The 23,799-nt window shown below is 36.4% G+C and carries 27 protein-coding genes and 1 tRNA gene; 10 read left to right on the plus strand and 18 right to left on the minus strand.

Going from position 1 to position 23,799, the window contains the following annotated elements; translation table 11 throughout:
* Positions 1-162: integrase core domain-containing protein (locus F947_RS01520; RefSeq protein ID WP_004971399.1), on the plus strand; the 162-nt coding region annotated here is incomplete at its 5' end.
* A gap of 85 nt (positions 163-247) precedes the next feature.
* Here the strand turns inward: F947_RS01520 and F947_RS01525 are convergent.
* Positions 248-547 carry a hypothetical protein gene (locus F947_RS01525; RefSeq protein WP_004971400.1) on the minus strand — a complete coding sequence of 100 codons (300 nt, stop codon included), beginning with the start codon at positions 545-547 and terminating at the stop codon, positions 248-250.
* Between the two features lie 943 nt (positions 548-1,490).
* On the opposite strand from F947_RS01525, the gene F947_RS01530 reads away from it, so the two are divergent.
* Complete coding sequence (locus F947_RS01530) at positions 1,491-3,005, plus strand: SIR2 family NAD-dependent protein deacylase (protein ID WP_004971403.1); 1,515 nt, start codon at positions 1,491-1,493, stop codon at positions 3,003-3,005.
* 78 nt (positions 3,006-3,083) lie between these two features.
* Here F947_RS01530 and F947_RS01535 read toward each other — a convergent pair whose 3' ends face one another.
* The 10 genes from F947_RS01535 to F947_RS01585 form a co-directional block, all read right to left on the minus strand.
* Complete coding sequence (locus F947_RS01535; protein WP_004971406.1) at positions 3,084-4,511, minus strand: hypothetical protein; 1,428 nt, start codon at positions 4,509-4,511, stop codon at positions 3,084-3,086.
* A 275-nt stretch (positions 4,512-4,786) separates the two neighbouring features.
* The gene (locus F947_RS01540) at positions 4,787-7,030 is read right to left on the minus strand and encodes a DEAD/DEAH box helicase (protein ID WP_004971408.1); all 2,244 of its coding nucleotides are present in this window, start codon (positions 7,028-7,030) and stop codon (positions 4,787-4,789) included.
* A gap of 59 nt (positions 7,031-7,089) precedes the next feature.
* Positions 7,090-8,286 carry a site-specific integrase gene (locus F947_RS01545; protein WP_004971409.1) on the minus strand — a complete coding sequence of 399 codons (1,197 nt, stop codon included), beginning with the start codon at positions 8,284-8,286 and terminating at the stop codon, positions 7,090-7,092.
* A gap of 113 nt (positions 8,287-8,399) precedes the next feature.
* Complete coding sequence (locus tag F947_RS01550; RefSeq protein ID WP_004971410.1) at positions 8,400-9,014, minus strand: hypothetical protein; 615 nt, start codon at positions 9,012-9,014, stop codon at positions 8,400-8,402.
* A 1,013-nt stretch (positions 9,015-10,027) separates the two neighbouring features.
* A complete protein-coding gene (locus F947_RS01560; RefSeq protein ID WP_004971413.1) occupies positions 10,028-10,306 on the minus strand; it encodes a hypothetical protein in 279 nt (92 codons plus the stop codon).
* Between the two features lie 59 nt (positions 10,307-10,365).
* Positions 10,366-10,707 carry a hypothetical protein gene (locus tag F947_RS01565; protein ID WP_004971415.1) on the minus strand — a complete coding sequence of 114 codons (342 nt, stop codon included), beginning with the start codon at positions 10,705-10,707 and terminating at the stop codon, positions 10,366-10,368.
* A complete protein-coding gene (locus F947_RS01570) occupies positions 10,682-11,251 on the minus strand; it encodes a hypothetical protein (protein WP_004971417.1) in 570 nt (189 codons plus the stop codon). Before F947_RS01570 ends, F947_RS01565 begins: the two co-directional genes overlap by 26 nt.
* 74 nt (positions 11,252-11,325) lie before the next feature.
* Positions 11,326-11,775: a hypothetical protein gene (locus F947_RS01575; RefSeq protein WP_004971418.1), complete on the minus strand. Its 450-nt coding sequence runs from the start codon at positions 11,773-11,775 to the stop codon at positions 11,326-11,328.
* Between the two features lie 22 nt (positions 11,776-11,797).
* A complete protein-coding gene (locus F947_RS01580; protein ID WP_004971420.1) occupies positions 11,798-12,100 on the minus strand; it encodes a hypothetical protein in 303 nt (100 codons plus the stop codon).
* Positions 12,101-12,118: 18 nt separating this feature from the next.
* Positions 12,119-12,625: a hypothetical protein gene (locus F947_RS01585; RefSeq protein ID WP_004971421.1), complete on the minus strand. Its 507-nt coding sequence runs from the start codon at positions 12,623-12,625 to the stop codon at positions 12,119-12,121.
* A 113-nt stretch (positions 12,626-12,738) separates the two neighbouring features.
* Here F947_RS01585 and F947_RS01590 point away from each other — a divergent pair, with 113 nt between their 5' ends.
* Entirely contained in the window at positions 12,739-12,993 is a 255-nt protein-coding gene (locus F947_RS01590; protein ID WP_026438321.1) for a helix-turn-helix domain-containing protein, read from the plus strand.
* A gap of 18 nt (positions 12,994-13,011) precedes the next feature.
* On the opposite strand, the gene F947_RS01595 is transcribed toward F947_RS01590, so the two are convergent.
* The 4 genes from F947_RS01595 to F947_RS14565 form a co-directional block, all read right to left on the minus strand.
* Entirely contained in the window at positions 13,012-13,233 is a 222-nt protein-coding gene (locus F947_RS01595; protein WP_004971424.1) for a helix-turn-helix domain-containing protein, read from the minus strand.
* Positions 13,234-13,470: 237 nt separating this feature from the next.
* Positions 13,471-13,602, minus strand: a complete 132-nt coding sequence (locus F947_RS14900) for a hypothetical protein (protein ID WP_004971427.1) — start codon at positions 13,600-13,602, stop codon at positions 13,471-13,473.
* A 412-nt stretch (positions 13,603-14,014) separates the two neighbouring features.
* Positions 14,015-14,091 (minus strand) — tRNA-Ile (locus F947_RS01600).
* Between the two features lie 138 nt (positions 14,092-14,229).
* Positions 14,230-14,373, minus strand: a complete 144-nt coding sequence (locus F947_RS14565) for a hypothetical protein (protein WP_154320842.1) — start codon at positions 14,371-14,373, stop codon at positions 14,230-14,232.
* Between the two features lie 306 nt (positions 14,374-14,679).
* Between F947_RS14565 and F947_RS01605 the strand changes: the two genes are divergently transcribed.
* Both F947_RS01605 and F947_RS01610 read left to right on the plus strand, forming a co-directional pair.
* Complete coding sequence (locus F947_RS01605) at positions 14,680-15,258, plus strand: 1-acyl-sn-glycerol-3-phosphate acyltransferase (RefSeq protein ID WP_004971428.1); 579 nt, start codon at positions 14,680-14,682, stop codon at positions 15,256-15,258.
* Between the two features lie 100 nt (positions 15,259-15,358).
* Positions 15,359-16,108 carry a YebC/PmpR family DNA-binding transcriptional regulator gene (locus F947_RS01610; protein ID WP_004971429.1) on the plus strand — a complete coding sequence of 250 codons (750 nt, stop codon included), beginning with the start codon at positions 15,359-15,361 and terminating at the stop codon, positions 16,106-16,108.
* A gap of 85 nt (positions 16,109-16,193) precedes the next feature.
* Here the strand turns inward: F947_RS01610 and F947_RS01615 are convergent, their stop codons facing one another.
* Complete coding sequence (locus F947_RS01615) at positions 16,194-16,664, minus strand: Lrp/AsnC family transcriptional regulator (protein WP_004971430.1); 471 nt, start codon at positions 16,662-16,664, stop codon at positions 16,194-16,196.
* A gap of 488 nt (positions 16,665-17,152) precedes the next feature.
* Between F947_RS01615 and F947_RS01620 the strand changes: the two genes are divergently transcribed.
* Complete coding sequence (locus F947_RS01620; protein ID WP_004971432.1) at positions 17,153-18,226, plus strand: hypothetical protein; 1,074 nt, start codon at positions 17,153-17,155, stop codon at positions 18,224-18,226.
* A 206-nt stretch (positions 18,227-18,432) separates the two neighbouring features.
* Here the strand turns inward: F947_RS01620 and F947_RS01625 are convergent, their stop codons facing one another.
* Positions 18,433-19,197, minus strand: a complete 765-nt coding sequence (locus F947_RS01625) for a glutathione S-transferase family protein (RefSeq protein ID WP_004971433.1) — start codon at positions 19,195-19,197, stop codon at positions 18,433-18,435.
* Between the two features lie 268 nt (positions 19,198-19,465).
* Between F947_RS01625 and ychF the strand changes: the two genes are divergently transcribed.
* Complete coding sequence (gene ychF / locus F947_RS01630; RefSeq protein ID WP_004971435.1) at positions 19,466-20,557, plus strand: redox-regulated ATPase YchF; 1,092 nt, start codon at positions 19,466-19,468, stop codon at positions 20,555-20,557.
* A 127-nt stretch (positions 20,558-20,684) separates the two neighbouring features.
* Here the strand turns inward: ychF and F947_RS01635 are convergent, their stop codons facing one another.
* Positions 20,685-21,176: a hypothetical protein gene (locus F947_RS01635; RefSeq protein WP_026438320.1), complete on the minus strand. Its 492-nt coding sequence runs from the start codon at positions 21,174-21,176 to the stop codon at positions 20,685-20,687.
* A 119-nt stretch (positions 21,177-21,295) separates the two neighbouring features.
* Here F947_RS01635 and F947_RS01640 point away from each other — a divergent pair, with 119 nt between their 5' ends.
* From F947_RS01640 to purT, 3 genes are all read left to right on the plus strand, one after another.
* Positions 21,296-22,033 carry an AzlC family ABC transporter permease gene (locus F947_RS01640; RefSeq protein ID WP_171062558.1) on the plus strand — a complete coding sequence of 246 codons (738 nt, stop codon included), beginning with the start codon at positions 21,296-21,298 and terminating at the stop codon, positions 22,031-22,033.
* Positions 22,030-22,377: an L-valine transporter subunit YgaH gene (gene ygaH, locus F947_RS01645; protein ID WP_004971441.1), complete on the plus strand. Its 348-nt coding sequence runs from the start codon at positions 22,030-22,032 to the stop codon at positions 22,375-22,377. Before F947_RS01640 ends, ygaH begins: the two co-directional genes overlap by 4 nt.
* A 181-nt stretch (positions 22,378-22,558) precedes the next feature.
* Complete coding sequence (purT, locus tag F947_RS01650; RefSeq protein WP_004971442.1) at positions 22,559-23,776, plus strand: formate-dependent phosphoribosylglycinamide formyltransferase; 1,218 nt, start codon at positions 22,559-22,561, stop codon at positions 23,774-23,776.
* Positions 23,777-23,799: the final 23 nt, after the last annotated feature.

Consider the following 23,799-nt stretch of genomic DNA (forward strand, 5'->3'; position numbering starts at 1 on the left):
GAGGTGTATCTCAAAGCTTATAGCAGTGTCACAGATGCGAAAAAGCAATTGAGTGCATATTTTGAGTTTTATAATCTGAAACGACCTCATTCAAGTCTAGACAAAATGACACCAAATGAGTTTTACTATGATCAGCTACCCCAACAAAACAAGGTGGCTTAACTAGAGCGGAATATCACTTATAAATACGCTTTTAGTTGTTCAAACAAGTGGAACCACCTCTATCCGATCTACTATAATATCTATCTCACTTTACAAATTTTTCAAGATCTTGCTCTTCAGCACGCTGATACGAAGACGAACTATTAATTAAAGAATGCCCTCTTCTGAGTGCCAATTCTTTATTAATTTCTTGCTCTGCTATACTTGTCTCGCCGTGATTTTTTATGTATTCAGCGCGTTTTTGTATAAATGCTCGCTCACGCTCTCGAACGTTGGAATTCACCGCTGTATTTTCTACTGGGCGAGTAGCTACATAATTATAGCTAATCACTCCGCAAAGTACGATTAAAAAGAAACTGAGTTGCTTCTTTACACTTCTACTCACAAATAATCCTTTAATATTCAGTCAATACTGAAGTTATCATATGCTCATGAGGATGAATTTAAAAACTATAGCGTATGACACTACAAAAGTTCATTACTCAGCTCTAAGGTTAAAATCTTTAAATTCATCAGCATTGCTAGCAAATTCAGCAAAAAAGTTATTCCATCCAAATACTGAATCTCCTGCTTGTATGTTAAGAGAAAATTCTACTTTTAGATCCTTTTATTTTTAGGGGGTATTACCGGGTATCTTTGATTTGTTTGATGTTATCTAAAGCCGTTCTTTTCATAGCAGAATCTCTTGTATCCGAGTAATGCAGAAAGAGTATCGGATACAAGATTGGATACACAAGAGGGCCAAATAAAGCTGTGCATAGCCAAACATAGTTGTGCAAAAAGCAGAAATAAAAAACCCATGAATCATTATAATTCATGGGTTTATATATTAAATCATTACAAAACTGTGCATATGATTACAAAAAACTGGTGGGCCCAGACAGACTTGAACTGTCGACCAACGGATTATGAGCGGAGACAGATTTTTATAATTTTACAATATAAAACAATATCTTGTATCTTATGAAGGTGGTTGAAGCGAATAAAATCAAAGAGACCGCAGATAAATTTGGAAGTGTAAGAAAATTAAGGCTTTTGTCTTTTTAAAGGCAAAGATGACCAAAATGTCAGTTTTTCTAGGTATAAGAATAATAAGCTATTTTTTGTTCAAAAAACTCACGAAAACCGCAAAAAGACCGCTGTTTACTGTGGTTCCGCAAAGATAGACCGTAGAAATACAAAGGTTTTTTTATAGACCGCAAAGACCATGCTAGCTTTGTGTACAAGATGTTAGACAGCACATTAATTTATTTTTAGATATGATTATATGACATCAGCTTTCTTTTGAATTACTATTATTGAAATAAATACTTCAATTGAGTTAAATCATGCAACTTGCAGAATTTTTTGTAGGTATGAGAAATCATCCTATTCTATTTTTGGGGACTGGATTTAGTCTTAGATATTTAAAAAAATCGTATTCTTGGATAGACCTTCTGAAAAAAATCTCTTTTGATTTACATGGTAACGAAAGGAAATTCTTAGATCTACTTGATAGCTGTTATGTAGGTGGAAAGCTTTCTCTAGAAATGGTTGCAGAGAAATTAGAAATAGAGTTCAATGAATTGGTTAGCACTGACGCTAATTTTGATGAAATAAATAATATATTTTACGACAATATGGCAAAGGGAAAAAGATATAGCAGATTTAAAATATATATTTGTAAATTGCTTGAAGATACAACTCAAAAAGAAGAAATGGCCCCCGAATTAGCAGAATTGATAAAAGCTAGAAAAAATATTGGTTCAATTCTAACAACTAACTATGATTTATATGCAGAGCATTTTTTTAAGTTTTCTCCATTAATTGGAAATAATATTCTTTTAAGCAATCCATACGGATCTGTTTACAAAATTCATGGGTGTGTTAGTGACCCAAGCAGTATGGTGATTACAAATAATGATTATAAATTATTTAATCAAAAATATGAACTAATTAAAGCTCAAATGTTATCACTATTCATGCACAATCCTGTCATTTTTATCGGATATAGTTTGGGTGATGAGAATATTAGGAGCATATTGAAAACAATATTTTCCTATGTCGACCCGAACTCTGATGAGGCTAAAAAAATTCAAAATAATTTTCTATTGGTTGAGTTTGACCAAAATAATATGTCAACAGAAGTTGTAAAACATGATATTGATGTAGAAGATATTGGAATTATTAGAATCAATAAAATAAATACTGATAATTACTCAGCTGTATATAAAGAAATTTCAAACTTGGTTCTACATGTTTCTGCGATGGAGATTAGAAAAGTTCAAAGTGTTTATCATGAGATTCTAAAAGGTGAGCAAGGTATATCAGTAACTATTACTGAAGATATAGATGATTTAGATAACAATCAGATGGTGCTAGCAATAGGTGCCAAAGATAATATTCGATATGAATTTAAGAAATTAGATGAATTAATAAAAGAGTATTTTGTAATTATTGAAGAAGATAACACTCCTATTATTGAAGTAATTAACAAACATGAGATTGTCGCAGGAAAAAGAGTTTTCCCAGTATTTGGTTTTTCTTCAATAAATGACAAAATCAATAATATTGATAAATTAAAGGAACTTCAATTAAATAAAATTGAAACTCATATAAAATCTTCAACATTTAATACTTATAACCCAGAAAATTCTAAATACACCAGCACTAAAGATATTATAGATGAATCTGAATGCTCTAAACACAAAAAAGATTGTCTAATATTTTGGAATTTATATTATGACTTCATTAGCTTGGATGATGTTGAGAAATATTTAAAAACTTTAAGTTCCGATCAAATGAAAGAAACTAACAATAAAAGATTATTATGTTTGTATGATTGGAAGAAATACAAAATTTAATGTAATTTGGCACTGTAATAAGTTGGAGATATACTTATTACAGTTTTTATTAAAATATGATTTAATTAAATTTTATGCCTAGAAAATAATTTTAAAAGGAGTGTTTTTTTCATTCTCTTGTTTAAATTTAAACATATTAATCCCAAATTCCAGAAAAGTATTAAATTCACAATATTCATCACTAATGAAAATTTTATGGATATTTTCTTCACATCCTAGAGTTGAAATAAAATCATTGCTTAATGTATTTAAGAAATAAAAAAAATTATCATAACTATTATCTACTGCTAAGTTTAAATTTTGGCTTTCAAAGCAATCGATTAATTTTTGCCTGTTTAACTCAGTAATATCACTGTACTTATTTTCAATACAGTCTGGGTAATCATCTAGAATTTTAACTTTAACAAAGGGATACATTAATTTAATTTCTTTATAAAAAATAAATGCAGGTAAAATCCAATTATAATTGTGATAATACAAACTATGTTCTTGAAAAAAATTCATATATTCGGTTGATGCATTATTAAATAAATTTGAAATATCAAAGTATCTTCTAAGCAAAGGATATTTTTGATCAAGTTCTAAGTAATCTTTTTCATTATTTATTTTTTTAATCTCAATTAACTCGGATTCTGTTAAACCTTTTAAAACCTCTTTATTTCTTTTAGATTGATCATTAGGGAATAAAAAATTATGACATTGATTAAAGTTGAAAAAATCCATGTGCATACAATTTTCAAGCCTATAGAATACATCTGTTATTATTATAAAATCAATATTTTCATAATCACTTTCCTTGATTCCGTAAGTTTCACCATCCATTAAAACTCCACCACTTGATTTTTTATCTTTATTTTTAATATAATAGTTAACCCATTCAGCTTGATCAATAATTCCTGAAGTACACACAACCAAAATATTTATATCACTTTCTTTACTTCCATTGACTTTATCGTGTGCATTCTTAATATAAGAAATAGCTTTACGATCCCTTCTAGTAATATGTAGAGTATTATCAAAATATGGAACTCTACCCCATAAAACCTCTTTATTATAATAATCCATTTCTTCATCATAATCTGGACATTTAACTTCAATATTAATATCACACTCATGAGTTTTCCAATAAAAGCTAAAATCCACATCTTTTTTCCCACCAAACTTCCTTTCATATTTAAAGCTGGAATATATGTCAGGGTATTCTTTGATTAATTCAAACATCCCTCCAGCCACAACCAATTCTGAAAGGTTTTGAAAAAATTGATTTTTATTAAATTTATCCCTGCCAAATTGTAGTTTTGAAATAAAGAAATTTATGTAATCATTTTTATTTAAAATATGACTTACTGTTAAATTAATATATTTCAATAATTTTATAAGATATTTTTCATCTAATTTATTTATTTTGAAAAAATGATTGCAATCCTTGATATTTTCAATTAAATAAATTAAATCATTTAATTCAATTTTTTTATTTAAACGGAGTTTTTCTAAATATTTTTGCATAAGGAATTACTCAACTAAAAATGAAATTAATACTATTTATTTACTATAACAAAACTCCCCCTAGACATCTCCATACAATACGATGCAACGTAACACACTCCCAAAATTTTCCCTCACTCCAAAAAACTCCCCCACAAAAATTCTGCTACATCGTGCAGAAATAAGTTACTTTCAGATAGAGCCTCCTATGAAAGCGTGAGAGCTGAAAGTAACTTATTTGTGGACATTGGCCTATGCGATAGTATGAATCAAGCTAAGAAGTTGATTTGGCCAACTTAACCAAACAGTTCATCAATCTCTTCCTGAGTAGCTTTACGTAACATATTGGTCGCACCTGTATAAGCATCATAGGTTTTACCATCCATAATAAATGGCTCTTTAGGCGCAAGATGTTTGCTTTGCCAATCTTTTAGATGCAAATATTCAAAACCACCTAGAGCAATCCCTTGAAACTCAAGATAGCGTCGTTCAGGTTTATTCTTATTCCGATCTTTGACATCAAAATATGTCGCAAGATAGTTAAGTGCTTTGCTTTCTTCGATTTCAAATGAATCAGAAATAGGATCATGAGTCATCCCCTTAATAAGATAAGCTTTAATGATGGATTTCATTGGAAGGTTGGTCTGTTTCTGCACAGCCTTTATAGTACTACACAGCAATTTACTTGCTTGTGGTCCTTTCAGTTGGTGCTGATTGGTTAAGTATCTTTCGGGATTAAGCTTATAAAACTTATGAGTTAGATTCCGCACAAACTCATTATCTTTATATGCATTAGCCACTTTAGAAATTGTATTGAAAATTCTCAGGGTTAGAATCTGATGAATATCATGTATATTGCCAATGTGCTGAGCTAAGTAGACAATTTCATTCAAAATTTGGGCAACTTTGTCAGGGTAAGGAGCAGGATTGCTTCCACGATAAGCTAAGCTATTAATGTATTCCTCATCTTGCTGTTTATGCTCAATAAACTTAGTGGATAACTGCTTTAAGGATTCAGGTTTTTTTAACCCTATTTGAAAGTGTTCCATAAAAATTTTGAGCGCAGGGTTAATACTTTCAGCATAAGCCTTGTCAGCATTAACTTTTTGCTCATCAAAAAAATGAGTGATATAGCTAGGTGTAGCTGTTGTATCTTCGCAGAATTGAATTTCACAGTTCGGCAAGAATTGCTTAATACGCCACGCCATATATTCATAGCTACTATAAAAGTAGCTTGTGTCAATTAAATACAAGGCTGAAACAAGACTGGCCGTATTCTGAATTGATTTACCTTGATATACAGCAAAAAGTTTACAATCAAACCAATCTTTGAAACTTTCATTCATTCGATTGACTTTATCATAAATGCTTGGTTTATCATTATCTTGAAAATCAAACTTATAGTCTTCAGCTAAACTTGCTAATGCATGAGCAATATCATTGACACGAGTAATAAAGTCATCCAAGCGTTTTTGGTGCTTACGGTGTAGTTTTTCAGGGTCTTGATTAGATCTAGTCAAACCAGTGTGCAATAAGATGTGGCAAGGTACATTTGCAATGCGCAATCGACCAATAAATTGTACCAATTCTTCAACATGAGCCTGCTTACCCAAAACAAATACTGAATCAACTTCAATTTCAGGATTATTCAGATTGACAGCTTCATCCATGATTGAGGTTGTAAATACGATATCTACACCAGTTGGAATTTTTTGTGTTTCAAAAATCTCTTTAACATCTGCTAAACCTTTAGTTTTACTATGTACCACAATACAGTTAAGTTTATAGCGTTGCTCAAAGTATTGCTTAAAGCTCTCGCATTTATCCCTAGAGTTGACACGTACAATAATTGTTTTGCCACATTTTCCTTTTGATGAATCCGATGATTTGATTAGTTCTCTAATTTTCTGCTCAATAATTGCGATAGCAGTGTATTGGTCCCCATTTGGTAAAGAGGTAACACGGATATCACGTACAGGAGGATTTTGATGTTTCACAAAAATTTCATGATCAATCTCTATTTTAAGCTGATCAAATAGCTCTGTCGTTTTGGTTGCAGTTAAGAATAAGCAAGTTGGAATCGAACGTTTTTGTAGATGCCAAATTATAGGCGTTAAAGCATCATCCCTAAATGAACCAGCAGAATATAATTTATGAACTTCATCAATGACCAGTAGAGCTTCTTTCTTTTGAGAATCAGACATTAATTTAATAATTTTGTCGAATTTATCATAGGTTGCAACAATGATACCCTTGAATTTTCGAATAGTCTCATCAGGATTCTCATTTGCACAAAAAAATAAATATTCGGATTTTAAAGCAACTTTTCCAGAATATTCATTTTGTAATTCCATTACTTTTGCTTGAGTAGGCACTACAATGATTACTAGTTTGGATCGAGCTTTTAACTTCTCCATAGTGAAAGTCGTCTTTCCTGTACCCGTTGGAGAAACTAAGGACATAAATTGATTCGGTTCGACTTTAATACCAATTGATGCTAAATATTGGCCGATGCTGAGGTATAAGGTGGTTTTAGACATGAGAACTCCATAGAGCATATCGATTTGCGATATGCCCTGACAGTTTTAGAAATTAAGATTTAGAGATTTGGACGAGCGCTGTTGATACGTTCAGCGAGCATTTCAGAAGCATTGCGCAGCGTATCTTGGCGAAGATGTGCATAACGCTGAGTCGTAGTTGGAGAAGCGTGGCCTAACAAATGTTGAACCACATAAATGTCACAACCATTGTTTACGGCCATACTGGCAAAGTTGTGGCGTAGGTCGTGAATTCGAAAGTTTTCGATCTGAGCGGCTTCTAGAATTTTCTGAAAAGTTTTGCGTATATCATTAAAAGGTAGTCCAGTTTTAGGATTAGCAAACACGTATAGATACTTTCGTGACATTCTGCGAATAATTTGCTGTGCTTGACTGTTGAGTTGAATAATTCTAGGTTTGCCTGATTTATTCTCATTGAGCTTCCAAAGGTGGTTGTTCTCATCTAAATCACTCCATTTGAGATTCAATACTTCACCTTTGCGAGCACCAGTCAATAACAGCATTTCCACAATACCGACAATAATTTGATTATCGATGTCATGAGCGTGGTGATTGGCGAGAACATGCATTAAACGTTTTAGCTCATCATCACTGAGATAACGTTCAATCTGATTCTGTTCAACCAGTTTTTTGACACGGCTCATCGGAGACTGCTCGATAATCTCTCGTTCAAAAGCCACATTAAACATACTGCTTAATAGTGCTCGTGTTCGATTGACCGTTGCGTTGGCACGATCTTCAGTTTTGATTTCAAGCATCAAATCACTAAGCATTGCTGAAGTAATTTGATTTAATTGAATATTGCCTAAAGTAGGTTCAATGTGATTCTTGAACCTTGAAACATCATCCTTCCAAGACTTTTTATTTAACTTCGCCATAGGCATGTAGACCTTATAAAAGAAATCTGCAAGCTTAGGGATATTTTCAATACGTGCTTTCTCCTCTAGAGGATTAATGCCTTTACTCAACATAAGTTGGTAACTATCTACAAGACTGATTGCTTGCTGTAAGGACACTTGAGGATATTTACCTAATGTCGTGCTGATCTTTTTTCCCTTAAAGACAGCTCTAAACATAAAAGTCTTACTTACATTCGAAATTACAACTTTTAGCCCTTTCACTTGGGGAACCGAGATTTCGACTTTGGATTTATTCTCTGGTAGAGTGAGTTGTTCGATATTGAAGAACTGTGACAGCCCAAAATTTGTTGATGATTTAAGTGGAAAAGGTGTGTTCATAAGCTCTCCTTATAGAAAAAATGGCGCACTTATCCCTGATCGTGAGACCATGTTTCAGAGAATCAGGAAATAAATGCGTTTAGATAGTTAAGCTAGGTCGATGGAATTACGACTTAGAAGAAAGGTCTTGAGCTGTCATCAAGCTGCTCAAAAGTAGTTGGTGTATTGAGTTTACGAGCATTTTCAGGGGCGATGCTTTCATCAAAAAACTTGTAAACCAATTTAGCAATAAGGTTGTTGGCTTCATCAAACAAATAAAGACCAAACCCGAATACTGAGTCGATGTTCATATACGGCATAAGATCACAATAAATTAGCTTAGATGGTTTGAACTGATTTAACAAACGCTCAACTTCATTCATTGAGTCTACTTGAGAAGCTTGAGCATCAATACTGAGCCAAGTTTTCTCACTCATTTCATGCCCTATAAAAGCTTGAAGATTATTTTCTACAATATATTTAACTACTAACTCAGCCAGAGAAGATAATAAGTACTCTGCAAATTTTCTATCATTAATGTCCGATAGATCACACGTAATACTTACCGTTGGATTTGTATTATTAAAGTCACTTTTATCAGAGCTGTTAATAAAGCTTATAGTATTTGGAAAGTCTGAAAGATTTTTATGCAACTGAAAACGTTGGAACTCAATTCGACCTTGAAGAAGATCCAAATCTTCTTCTGAATTAATCAACGTAACATTTTTTTCTTGAGTTTGGCTGTTCATACCTTTTACCTTATTGCGAGTGAAATTGTGAGCACTTGTATGAATCTTTCAACGTCTTATCAGATCAATTCAAGCACCCAACCCCTGACATTTTCTACCAATGCCGTTTGAGTAAATACATTTTATATATAAGAAATTTTTTGAACAATGGTAAGAGATTTAAATACATCTTATGAATTCATATAATATAAATTACATATGTTACTGTTTTTATTGCAGTTAAAAAACAAAAGCAATAATTATCATTCGAAATGTCCTGAAATAAACAACCAGCAAATCTTTTGCATGAATAACATAAATTTTTTTATATAAATTATTAAATAAAAAGCAATTGCTAAATAACTCAATTTATATTTTTTTGAATCTTTTTTTAATAATTTTGCTGTAAAATACAGTTCACTTTTATAAAACCTCTAAAACAATGTCTATTTATCTCCCCAAACTGGTATACGAAGCCTTAATAGCTAATCCAAATCTAACGATTAAAGAAATTATGGACGTACAAGGCACGCCGTACTCAACTGCTGCCCGATATAGGCAGCGTTTCGAATCATTAAAAAAAGATTGTGATTATGCTGAGCAAGTTCACCATAAGATAAATAAGACTAAAATTGAGACTTGGAGGAAAATAAACCATCAGTCACAATACATGTCTGATCTATTAATTGAGCTTTTAAATAGCAGCGGATTTCAATCTACATCTCATTTAAGAGCGATATACTATGATAAGTATTACTCAGTAAATAATGGCGAACCTCAATCTAGAAGAAATTTTAATAGGTATTTCAAGACTGCTCGTGAGAATTTAGAGCAAAGTAAATTTAAGCTCTTAATATGTAGATCGCCAGTTAATCGAATAGGTTTTCATACTGTAATAAATCCTAACTACAGTCCCGAGGACCAGTAGAACGTCCGACAGGTTATTTGAGTAGAGCATCATTGGTTGTTTCTCTTAAAACGATAAAAAATCACCCCAAGGCCAGAACGGTCTTGGGGTCTATTTTACGGTTAGGTCAGTAATCACTTGGCATCAACAATGTCGTTAAAGAACGATCTGCTTCCGTGATGATCCAAATTTTATCTTCGGCTATCGAATAGCTTGAGAAGATACGAGTATCATTGATTAATGCTTCCTCATTTGATTCTTTGTCTTCATCCTCTAAGTCTCCCCAATCACCCGTTTGATGACGATAAAGTAATTGGAGTAGATCAAGTTGATGATTTTCTGCAAAAGCCAAAGCATTGGGTGTAGACACAACTTGGCCCAAAGCGAATAATCGTTGCCTTGTCATAAATACGTCTCACATAAAAATTAATAGAAAACTGTGTGGGCGGTGGTCTGTGAAGATGTTTAGATTTGATTGATCTTATGGCGTTCTAAAATCTCAGTCGGAACATAGATCAAAATGCCTTCATTGTCGTTGAGCATAATATACACCTCATACCAATCCTGCTTTTTTTCAACGAATTCAACCTCACCTAATGACAATTTTTCAGATAAGCTAAAACTGAGCTGAGGAAAAGGCTTAGTTAAATCATTGTCATCTTCACATATAACAAACCACCCATGCAGGGTGGCTTGATAAGATTCATCATACTGATGTTCGAGTGTCTGTATATGCAGTGAAATACTTGCTCGAATTGAATCATCTGACACTTGCTGTAAGTCAGATTGGCTCTTGATGTACAGCATTTTCATCCTCCACACTGGCTAAGGAATCTGAGCTATCATCCTGAGTTGATTGTGGACTCTTCGGTTTTGGACCACGTTTTCCGTTTACAGGTTTCATATCATTAGAGGATTCAGATGTTGATGAGTTTTGTTGCACGACATCATCAAATGAAAGTGGCCAAAGTTCATATTCATCGTTAACTTCAAGTAAGCGTGCAGTTTGTGGATGCAGTCGGATTACGCCTTGATCAACTAAGGCAGCTCCTAGAAAACTTGCATTGTTGACTGACTTACCTACGAATAATTCTTTCAATGCAACAGCATGGAATGGCTTTGCTGATTGATAAAGCTTTTGTAAGGTTAAAATGATCTGCTCAACTTTGATCAATTCTGTGCTGAATCCACCAGATGATTCATTTTCACTTAGAGCGATACCAAAGCTTTGATCGTCATTATCTTGCCATAGTTGATATTTAAGCTGACCTTTAGCTCTGTCCGATAACTTATTACAACTCCATGTTTTAATGAGAGTTTGGTTCATTTTGTCAAAAAATCTTGGTTGCATAATGGCTTCCTTTAAGCATAAAAAATCCCGATGTACTGCAAGAGCACATCGGGACCTAAATTTAAGATTATGGGTTAGAACATTGCTTCACATGCAGCGATATGTTTTGCTACAGATTTGATGCTTTGTTGATTAGGGGTAAATGTTGTGACCTTTTTATTGTTTAGGTACACATCAATCTTTTTGGCTTTAGAAATTCCTTGGGAGAATTCATACCAAGCATTTGCACCATTACGCCACTTTGTAGAAGCAGAAGGTGCTGCTTGTTTTTTACCATCAAACAGAAATGTTAAAGGATATTTTGAATCCGTATTTTCATAACTACTTTTCTTGGTTTCCAAACGTGCAGAGTGATCATAATTATCACCAGCACCATCATTGCATGTCACCCAAAGCGTATTGCCTTGAGCATCCTGAATTGAATATTCTGAAAAACCTTGAGAATAACTAGACTGCCATACATTGGGTGCTGCATGAGCAAACCCAGTAACAGCTAGTAATGATATGAGTATGAGCTTTTTCATAAAAGAATCCTATTGTTGTTTATTACTTTTTCACACATGGACGAATACTTTGGATGTATTGACCATCGTTGGTGTCTTTAAAAAATCCATTCTTGGATTGAATTTGTAGACATTGACCTTTTTTAAAGGGTTTCATTTGCTTTGTTACTTTTTCAGGTAACATATAAGCATTCAAAATGACTTCACCTTGAGTCGTTGGGAAGATAACCGCTTCACCACTCAAGATCAGATTCTTTTTCAGTGTGACTTGTTCAGTCTTTGCTAATGCGACATTAGAAATAGCAAGACCTGCTAAAAAGCAAAATAAGAATTTGAAAGTTTTCATAATGATCTCACGATTTAATTAATTCACCTGACTATAAATGCAGTCATTCCAAGGTTTGGTATTCTCACGGTATTTGGAACATGCCATTACAGCACGCTCTAATCCGCCCAAGGTCTGACCATAGGCATCGATATCAGATATGGAGACATCACCTTGTTTCTTGATCTGCGGAGCATACTTCCGTTGAGCTTGTTCGGCTTGAAGTTGTTGCTGTCTCAGTTGCTGAGCTTTGAGTTCTTGTTGCTTTAATAAGAGATATTCCTCTTTGCTGTTAAAGTCAGAAAAACCAACAACATCACCATTTCCGTCATATTGCAATGTTCGCCAAACAGTGACTCCTTTCTCTGTGACAGGAATAATCCCATCAGGAGAATTTAATATACGCTCAGCCATTGCTTGCTGTTGCTGTGTTTGATAAGACACAACAAGATCATTTGCAGAGTTTGCTGTACGTTGTATATCAGGATCACCTGATAAAGTTGCTACCGCTGTTAAAGCAGAACTAAGTAGATTAGAAAACCCCATACAATTTCCTTTAAATATGATTATAAAGTAATAGCTTAAGCTCAACTTCCGAGTCTAAATCAAAGTAATGTACCTATATTGGGTACATTGCGCATTGTATCGATAATGAGCGCATGACAGCAAGTATCAATACGAAAGAGATGCAGGCTTTGACGAATTGGTTGAAGCAAGCACGACAGGACCAAAACTGTTCTATGCGAGCATTAGCAGAACGCATGGATAAACCTCACTCGTTTGTTCAAAAGGTTGAACAAGGTGAGCGACGTTTAGATGTGGTTGAATATGTTTGGTATTGTCGTAAGCTAGGTGTTAATCCACAAGATGGATTACTTTTGATTGAGCAGGTGCTCTTAGCCTCTAAAGACTGATCGTCTGAATAGAATGATCTAGATTGAAGTTAAGTTTGATTGAATAAGTTCAAGACCCTGATTAGGGTTAATATCTAAAGCTTTGCAGTAGAACAAATATTCCACGACATCTAATAAATATTGTCCATTTTCAACATCCTGAACATAGGAAAATGGTTTATTTAACCGATCTGCCAATTGTTCCAAACTTAGGTTTTTTGCCTGACGTTGCTCAATCAGCCATTGTTGCAAGATAAGCATCGATTTCCTCATTCAAACAAACACGAGAGCAACAGCACAAAGCTTTGTTGTTAGGTCTGTCTTTTTATCATTACAGACCCGAATCGCTTTGGCTATAGATTTGCATTGGGGATGTGGAAGAGTCTCGATGACTTTCGATACAGATTCGAGTTTTGGATAGTGTTTTTTCATGGTCACTCCTTTATTAGTTAAAGACCATGAAAATAATATGTGTTTGAAAATCAGTTAAATTCGCTATTACTTACTACGCGGTTTTCCTGCATCAGAGCGCTTTTTACGCCATTCACCATTATCATTACGTGTGCGATTTTGACCAGCAGTTGGACCTGTTTTTACAACTGGACCTTTTGTGTCTTTTGGAGATGGCATATTCTTTTCCTTTAATTCAGTTATTAAGCCATTAATAATATTGAAAGTTAAAAGTTATGCAATATACAAAGCAAATTAATTTCTATAAAAACTCCCCATACCTCAATCAGAAATCCCCTATGCAGATAGGGGAAAAAGGTCAAACAACAAAAAGTCCCAATTCCCCCAAGCCTAATCGTTTTCCACACGCTTTACGCCTCGATGACCTAGATCATAGAAGATTCATCTTCATCGTAGATCGAGTGGAAAGCCGAAGTGCTAGGAAACGTTAATTGGGAGATGGATTTACATGAGGGATATAGACCAACGGACTATCGAACGGATGGACCACAAAATAGACCGAAAAATCCGATGGTCTAAGAATAACAGGCATTAAAAAACCTCATAACTCAAAGAGTTACGAGGTCGAATTTGGTGGGCCCACCCAGACTTGAACTGGGGACCAACGGATTATGAGTCCGCTGCTCTAACCGACTGAGCTATAGGCCCTATAATTGAATTTGTTATATTTCAACAAGTTCAAGCGCAAAGAATACTAGCGAAGATTTTTTAAAAACACAAGCCATTTTCAGAAATTGCTGTATAGATAGTCAGCAGACGAATTTGATTATTATTGAAATATAAAAACTACACCTTCACTTTCCGAAACATTGCCCGATGCAACTTTAAACGCTTCTCTTTACGCACTTCTAAAAACAACTCAAACATTGACCATACCAAGACCAATAACAACACAGTCAATGCCACAAGAAAAGTCGTCAAATAAGCCACTTTAGTATCCTTCCATGATGCGTGGAATAGTGAAATGATGAATAGAATCATAGCTAATTACGACCAAAGTCTAATGATTTACAAATCATTTGAATAGTGCATTTTTGCTCAATTTAAGACTTAATTTCTCTCAATTCATATATTTTTAATATTAAAAACAAAGTATTTAGAGTTAAAACCAATAAAAGATATAACGCTATATCAACTGCATCACTTGAGATTGCTATATTTCAAACAATTTTCTGTTGACTCTTATATAAAACAAGCAGAAATTATGCATTTCCAGATTCATCAGCTGTTACATCTATGTTGAAAAAATTTATAGGCGAATCCGCATTCAAACTTGCAGGATGGCAATATCAGGTAGAACCCAACATCCTCGAAAATAAACAAGTGATCGTCGGTTTTGAACACACCTCAATGATGGATGCAATCCTCTCGCTTGCTCTGTTCCAAATTTATGATATTAAAATTCATACTTTAATCAAAAAAGAGCTTTTTAAAGGGCCACTTAAACCTATTTTAGAAAAAGTCGGCGGTATTCCAGTAGACCGTAAATCTAACAAAGATATTGTGTCGCAAATGGTCGAACTTTTTGATCAAAATGAACATTTCAATTTGGTCATCGCACCCGAAGCAACTCGCGCAAAAACAGGTGAAGCCCGCAAGCCAATTCGTACAGGTTTTTGGCATATTGCCAAAGCAGCCAATGTGCCTATCGTTTTAATGTATGCCAACTCACAAACCAAACAAGGTGGGATTTTTGGCAAAATCTATCCGACAGATTTAGATCACGATATGGCACTTATCCAACAATTATATAAAGAACATGTGGGCTTAGATATTGTCATTCCTGAGCCTAAAACAACTCAAAGTAACACTTAAAAAAACCTAAAACTCTGCCCTTTATCTAAAAAAAGGGCTTATGTTAGAATGGGCGCAATTTTGATAGGCATACTGCCAATCTGTAAGGAGCATAGTTCGCATGGCGGGTCATTCCAAGTGGGCCAACATTAAGCATCGTAAAGCCAAACAAGATGCTAGTCGTGGTAAGTTGTTTACCAAATTTATTCGTGAATTAACAACTGCTGCAAAGCTCGGCGGTCCAGATGCGGCAAGTAACCCTCGTTTACGTGCTGTTGTGGAAAAAGCACTTTCAGTTAACATGACACGTGACGTCATTAACCGTGCCATCCAGCGTGGTGCAGGCGGTGAAGATAACGACGATCTTAAAGAAGTAACCTATGAAGGTTATGGTGTAGGTGGTGTTGCGGTTATTGTAGAAACCATGACAGACAACTTAAACCGCACCGTGCCAGATGTACGTCACTGTTTCTCTAAAACTGACGGTAACTTAGGCACCAATGGTTCTGTAGCATTCCTATTCACCAAACGTGGTGAAATTTCATTTGAAGATTCATCTTTAGAAGATCAAGTGATGGAAGTGGCTTTAGAAGCTGGCGCAGAAGATATTGAAGTGTCTGAAGATGGCATTTTGGTTATTACCACGCCAGAAGCTTTTGGTACGGTTCAAGATGCGCTCACAGCAGCAGGTTTGAAATCTGACAATGCTGAAGTGGTTATGAGTCCATCGACCAAAGCAGAAATTACAGACATCGATCAAGCGAAAAAAATTATGAAAATGATCGATATGCTTGAAGATTTAGATGATGTTCAAAACGTATATACCAACGTTGAATTCTCTGATGAAGTTTTAGCACAATTAGACGCATAATCGGTCTAACTGCAATTCCTAAAAACGCACGTTCTCGTGCGTTTTTTTATAGATCCAGTCAAAATAATTCTAAGATTCTAATAAATTAAACTTTATTTAATAAACCATGACAGTTTAAAACATCATATTCTTTAATCACAAAGCTAGAATGCAAACCTGCCACATGCTCAATTTTACCAATCCGTTTTAATAAAATTTCGCTGTAATTTTCCATATCTCGTGCCACAACCTCTACAATAAAATCTGCAGTCTGTCCTGTCACCAAAAATGCACGTATCACTTCAGGAATGCTTTCCAATTCATCCAAAAATTTGGCAAAAATATCGGTATCGTGTTTGCTCAAAGACACCTGCAACAACACATGCAAACTAAAGCCCAGTTTTTGATAATTAATTTCACGCTTTAAACCTGAAATAATTTTATGATCGATCAGACTTTTAATACGGCGATGCACCGAACTTACCGACAGATTAACCCGCTCGGAAAGTTCATTCAAATTGACATCTTCATTGCTTAAAATTTCTAAAATATGCTTATCGTAGCGATCTAATTCCATTTTCAAGCACTCAATCTAATCTGATAAAATTTAAACTCATGCTGCCATTATACTTAAATTATTTTGCAGACTAAGCATCTGTATCGAAAATTATTTTCCATTATTAAAGCAAAATGTTTATGATTCAACAGATCACCGCTTATCGTTTTGAACAACTTAACAGACAAACGGAACAGCTTTCTAATTTATTGATTTTCAAATTTTTAAATTTAAAAAACTCAACAAAACAACGAATCTACTCATACATTTTCACAATCCCGACCGTCTATCTTTTACAAGTGCATAGAAATGTATTAAAACAGATGCGCTCGACAATAAGCACAATGCAGCACAACAAAACCAATAAAAATACAAGGAATCGTCATGGCTTTTAAATCTCTAAGCTTGCTGAAAATAAAATTAGCTCTGTATTTACCGTAGAAACTCAGACCAGCTCTTTATTCGATGGACTCTTAAGTGGTGGCTCTTTAAGCAATACCTTTTCTGGTTTGCTTGGCAGCCTGACTAGTTCGACCTCGACCACACCTACCCTAGATTCTTTATTAAAAAGTTTACTCTCTGGCAGCAGCTTAGATAGTTCTAGCCTAACCAATCTAATCAGCCAATTTTCAAGCTCGAATACCAACTTAGATATCACCAGTTTAATTAGCAAACTGACACAATCCAATGGCGGTAGCTTCGATATTGCTTCCATCACCAATTTACTCAGTGGCATGATTGGCAGCAATGCAGGTGATTTAGATATTACGAAACTCACCCAATTAGTGAGTGGGTTAATCGGTGGTAATACGGGTAATCTTGATATTGCTCAAATTACTCAATTGGTCAGCGGTTTGATTTTGGGTAATAGTGACCTCGATATGGCCGCAATCACACAACTGGTTGGTGGTTTAATTGGCGGCAATACTGGCAGTTTAGGCGGTATGGATTTTGGTGCTATCGCTGAACTGGTGGGTGGTTTAATCCAAGGCAATGGCGATCTTGATATTGCTCAAATTGCTCAACTGGTTAGTGGCTTGATTGGTGGCAACATCGGTGGAGGTTTAGGCGGTCTAGATATCGCAGTGATTGCTGAACTTGTAGGCGGTTTAATCCAAGGCAATGGCGATCTTGATATTGCGCAAATTGCTCAACTGGCAAGCGGCTTGATTGGCAGCAATATCGGTGGCGGTTTAGGCGGTATGGATATCGCGGTCATTGCTGAATTAGTAGGCGGTTTAATGCAAGGCAATGGCGATCTTGATATTGCACAAATTGCGCAACTGGCAAGCGGCTTAATTGGCGGTAACATCGGTGGTGATTTAGGTGGTCTAGATATCGCTGCTCTAGAACCAATTCTTGCGTTGCTTAATCCTGAAGGTCAGCTTGCAAGTGACTTTGATCTAGGTGGTTTATTAAATAATCTGACTGGAGATACAACTGGTGGTTTCAGCTCAGATGGCTTGAGTGATGGTTTTGACAACTTAATTTCTGGTTCAGATTTTAACATCAGCGACTTACTGCAAGGTGCGTCATCTACAACCAGTTCAGAGATCAATATTGATAGCTTAGTTCCTGGGTAATACCCCTGCTTTAGGCGATGCGCTTGGTGGTTTAACTGGTGGAACATCTGATACACAATTTGATTTAGCTACCCTGCCAAACTTGGTACAGAATTTTGATTTGAATAACTTAAATTCTTTGTTCTAACTCTTAGTTCTAGATTTTATACATCAGTATCCAAAAAAATACGCGCAGATTGCGCGTATTTTATCTGAGGCGATAACATTTAAATACCGCGCCAATCTACACGTGCATTACGCTCAGTTTGATAAATACGAGAAACATATTGCCCTAAAGGTAAATCCAGCAAATATTTTTTATAATCTTTAAATTCTTCAGAAATCACTTCATCATGTTCTTTTTCCCACGGCGTTCCAGAAATTTCCAAAATAGGTGCAAGCATCGAACACACTGAAATATCGGCTAAACCTAAACGCTCACCCACAAAATAACGCCCGTAATTATCAATCAAATGCTGATTTAAAATGACAATTAATTCATCCATCCGCTGTTTGGATTCTGCAACTTTATCTTGATCGAGCTGATAGCCCTTAGACACCAAGGCTTTAATAATTGGCTTGGAATATTTAGAAAATTGACGCAAATAGCCTTTTTCGCCAATTAAAATTTCCAAAGGTTCTTCACTTTCAGATAATGCATGCGCCAATCCCCAACGACGCACATGCTGGCCCAATTCATCAGCCAAAGTATTTATCGCCAATGCATGTTTATATTGTTCGGCATCACTACGCAACAAGGCATGTTCGGGATAAACATCGTCCAGATAAAAAGCAATTTGAGTCGAATCTGCTATCCAGCGATCTTGATCACGTAAAATAGGTAATTTATTTTGCCCTGTTTTTAATTGGGCAAAAGCGCGATGCACGCCTGGAATTAAGTTTTGCGCATCATAATCTAACTCTTTATGATCCAATAACCAGCGAGCTTTCTCACAAAAATGAGACAAAGGAAACTGGTATAAGATGCGCATAAAATCTCCATATTTAAAATTTTGATATCCAAAGCAGTATCAATACTGTGCTTGTCATACTTTAGTCATAGCCTCTTATAATTACAATGTACTTTTTATTCAAAAATCAGGCGAAACAGTCAGCAATTCAAAATCAATTCCGAAAAGAAATTCAACGTACAGCATCAAGCACGCTAGATTGGAGAAACATCTGTCCGATGACCTGACTTTATCTGCCCTTTCATGTAAAATCGTGCCTAATTTTTAAATAACACGTTGTGAGTTATTCATGGGTTTTAATTGTGGTATTGTGGGCCTGCCAAACGTTGGTAAATCTACGCTTTTTAATGCTTTAACCAAAGCTGCAATTGCAGCGGAAAACTTCCCGTTCTGTACCATTGAGCCAAATACAGGCATTGTACCTGTGCCAGATTCACGTTTGGACAAATTGGCGGAAATCGTAAATCCGCAACGTGTATTACCCACCACGATGGAATTTGTGGATATTGCAGGTTTGGTTGCAGGTGCATCTAAAGGTGAAGGTTTAGGTAACCAATTCCTTGCCAACATTCGTGAAACTGATGCGATTGCGCATGTAGTTCGTTGCTTTGAAGATGAAAACGTCATTCACGTAAATGGTAAAATTGACCCATTAGATGACATTGCAACCATCAATACCGAACTTGCGTTGGCCGATTTAGAAACGGTGAGCAAAGCCATTACACGCTTAGCAAAATCTGCCAAAGGTGGCGATAAAGAAGCCGTAGCGACCAAAGCCGTTTTAGAAAAAATCCAACCTTTACTGGATGATGGCAAGCCTGCACGTGCAGCCAATTTAGATGACGATGAACGCAAATTGGTTCGTGGTTTTGGTTTATTAACCTTAAAACCAACCATGTATATTGCGAACGTGGCAGAAGATGGCTTTGAAAACAACCCGCACTTAGATGCAGTCAAAAAACTTGCTGCAGAAGAAAATGCGATTGTGGTGCCTTTATGCAACCAAATTGAAGCCGAAATTTCATTACTTGAAGATGAAGACCGTGCAGAATTCCTAGAAGCTCTTGGTATGGAAGAACCAGGGCTGAACGTAGTGATTCGTGCAGGTTATGCGCTGTTAGGTCTGCAAACTTACTTTACTGCAGGCGTACAAGAAGTCCGCGCGTGGACAGTGAAAGTAGGTGCAACTGCACCACAAGCAGCAGGCGTAATTCACACTGACTTTGAAAAAGGCTTTATCCGCGCAGAATGTATTGCTTATGAGGATTTCGTACAATACAACGGCGAAGCAGGTGCAAAAGAAGCAGGTAAATGGCGCTTGGAAGGTAAAACTTATATCGTACAAGACGGTGATGTTTTACACTTCCGTTTTAATGTTTAATTGTTTTTATGTTTAGTTTTAGAACAATGCTTACAGCCGAGCATTGATTCAATAAAAAAACCTCGATGCTTACATCGAGGTTTTTTTATGGGCGATTCCGCATCACATTAATGCAGAACAACCTCAATTAAGACTGCACCACATTGCCCTTTTGTTTCGGGTCAGTATTGCCCAATTCAGGATGCGCCAAAGCATCAGCACATTGTTTTTTATCCCGTTCATAATCAGCTTGTTTTTGTGCAAGACTGCTTGAACTGTCAATCGTCGCACGTGCCCAAATTTCCAAACTGGTCAAAGCCTTACGACACAGCGCATATTTCCCTTCCGTTACAGAGTCGGTCATTTTGACATTAATACGCCAGTCGGTACTTAATTTACGGGCAGGTTTGCGGACTTTATCTTCAATTAAGTTACGCTGTTTACGATACACGTACGGCTCAACTTCATTCATTAATTCCCACGCGGCTTGCGCATACACAGTCGCATCATTGGTGAGTTTTGGCGCAGGCTTAATTTCTACTGTTTTTTGCGGGTTGTTGTCATTGCTACACGCTTGCAATAACAGGCTACTGCATAACATTGAAGCAAGCAGGATTACAGGTGTTTTCAATTTCAACATATCGGTTCGCCCATACAAACAATTCGGCATCATGCTAATGAATTCAAGTATAATACACAATCTTCATTTGACCCATCGTTCAACTTTCTCCCACAAGGTGTGTCGTGTCCGTACACAATATTCAAACTGCGCCCGCAGCAAGTTTTTGGCAAGGTGCAAAAGATAGTCAGGCGATTATTTTCACCTATCTGCCTGTTTCTTTTGCTTTTGGTGTTTCTGCAACTCAATTCGGCTTTAGCGCATGGGAAGCCTTATTTTTATCTTGCTCGATGTATGCAGGGGCGAGTCAATTTTTAGTCGTTGCCTTATTGGGCAGTGGAACTTCAATCTGGATGACCGCATTAACGGTAATCGCCTTGGATATTCGACATTTACTTTACGGCCCGGCCTTACAAAACCTGATTCAAGATCGTTTAAACCTAAAAAAAACTGCAATTTGGTCATGGGGTCTGACCGATGAAGTTTTTGCCTCAGGCATGATTAAACTGTCACAGCGCCGTCAGGAATGGTCTGAATCATGGATGCTTGGACTGAGTTTATTTAGTTGGTTGTCTTGGGCATTAGGCTCTTTGTTAGGTGGATTATTTGCCGATCAAGTCACTAAAATGCCACAGTTTTTGCAAGCGGCGCTCGACTTTTTACTGCCCGCTTTATTCCTTAGCTTCTTATTGGCAGCATTTGAAAAGAAACACACCTTTGTCGTGGGAATCACCATTCTAGTATCTGCCGTAGCTTGTTATTTTATTGACTTATCTGCTGCAATTTTTATTGGGATTTCTTCAGGTATTTTGGCGGGATTATTTAAACACTATGTTTTAAAACAACCCGACCCTGAACATACAGGAGCAAAATCATGAGTTTAGAAATTATTTTGGTCGGTATTATGGTCGGTATCGCAAACTTCGCCTCACGTTTTGGGCCATTTTTTGTGATTCAAAAGTTTCAACAAGGCTCACAGCAACGTGGTGCTTTATGGCTTAAAATCGCTTTGGGCAGCATTGGTATAGCCGCAATTAGCTCTATGCTCGTGGTTGCAACCTTGCCACCTTTGCTTGAAACACCCAATAAAAGTTTTGCGATGTTGATTGGCTTTTTAGTGCTGACAGGTTTGTATTTTAAGTTTAAGAAAATCGTACCTGCAACGCTTACCGCAGCCATCACCTATGGTTTAATTTATACTTATGTGCCATTTTCGTTCTAATGTTGCTGAAATTTAGAGGTTGAATCGTCCAAATGATCTATTTCAGGATTCAGCCTTAACTGCTTTAAAGCACTGAATGCAATATAAGTAGATGACAAAATCATGATTTTGTTGCAAACAGGGCTTAACTCATGGAACAGTTCTGCTATGCTAAAAGCCCACTTTAGCAAGGACGATTCACATGAGCGTGACCATTGGTACTCCCCTTCAATCTTCTGCTTTTAAAGTTTTGCTATTGGGTTCAGGGGAACTCGGTAAAGAGGTGGTAATTTCACTGCAACGCTTAGGCGTAGAAGTACATGCCGCCGATCGCTACGACCATGCGCCAGCCATGCAAGTCGCACATTATGCTTATACTTTAAACATGGCAGATGCCACAGAATTAAAACAACTGATTGAAAAAATTCAACCCAATTTAATTGTGCCTGAAATTGAGGCCATTGCGACATCAGTTTTACTTGAAATTGAAACGCAAAATATTGCAACAGTGATTCCATCTGCCAAAGCGGTAAATTTGACCATGAACCGTGAAGGCATTCGTCGTTTGGCTGCAGAAGAATTAGGTTTGCCGACATCCGCTTATCGCTTTGCCAATTCACTCGAATCTTTCCGCGCTGCATGTGATGACATTGGTTATCCAAACTTTGTGAAGCCTGTGATGTCATCTTCAGGCAAGGGACAATCGCGTGTCACCTGCTTTGATGAAGTTGATGCAGCTTGGGAATATGCCCAGACTGGCGGACGCGTCAATCAAGGCACTGTGATTGTTGAATCACAAATTGACTTCGATTTTGAAATTACCTTATTAACCGTACGTGCTAAAAACCCAGAAACTGGTGCGATCGAAACTTCATATTGCGACCCAATTGGTCACCGTCAAGATGCAGGCGACTATGTAGAAAGCTGGCAACCTCAAGCCATGAGTGATGCTGCCTTGACTGAAGCCAAACGAATTGCACACAAAGTGACTACTGCCTTAGGTGGTTGCGGTATTTTTGGTGTAGAGCTGTTTGTGAAAGGCGATAAAGTCTGGTTCAGTGAAGTATCTCCACGTCCACACGACACAGGTTTGGTGACATTGGCTTCACAATTCCAAAGTGAATTTGAATTACATGCCCGCGCGATTTTAGGCTTACCTGTCAATACCACACGCCATAGCGTTGCAGCCAGTGCGGTGATTTATGCAGGTGTCGATGCAACGAATCTTTCATTTTCTGGCCTGAATCTTGCATTAGCACATCCCGATACAGATTTACGTTTATTTGGCAAACCTGAAGGTTTTGAGCGTCGTCGTATGGGCGTTGCCACTGCACGAGCAGAAACCACAGAGCAAGCGCGTGAGCTAGCTCAGCAGACTGCGGACACTGTTCGCGTACATTTAAACGAAAATCAAAATTAAGCTCGTCATTGCATAACGGAATT

It is taken from the genome of Acinetobacter towneri DSM 14962 = CIP 107472, assembly GCF_000368785.1.
Taxonomy (GTDB): Bacteria; Pseudomonadota; Gammaproteobacteria; order Pseudomonadales; family Moraxellaceae; genus Acinetobacter; species Acinetobacter towneri.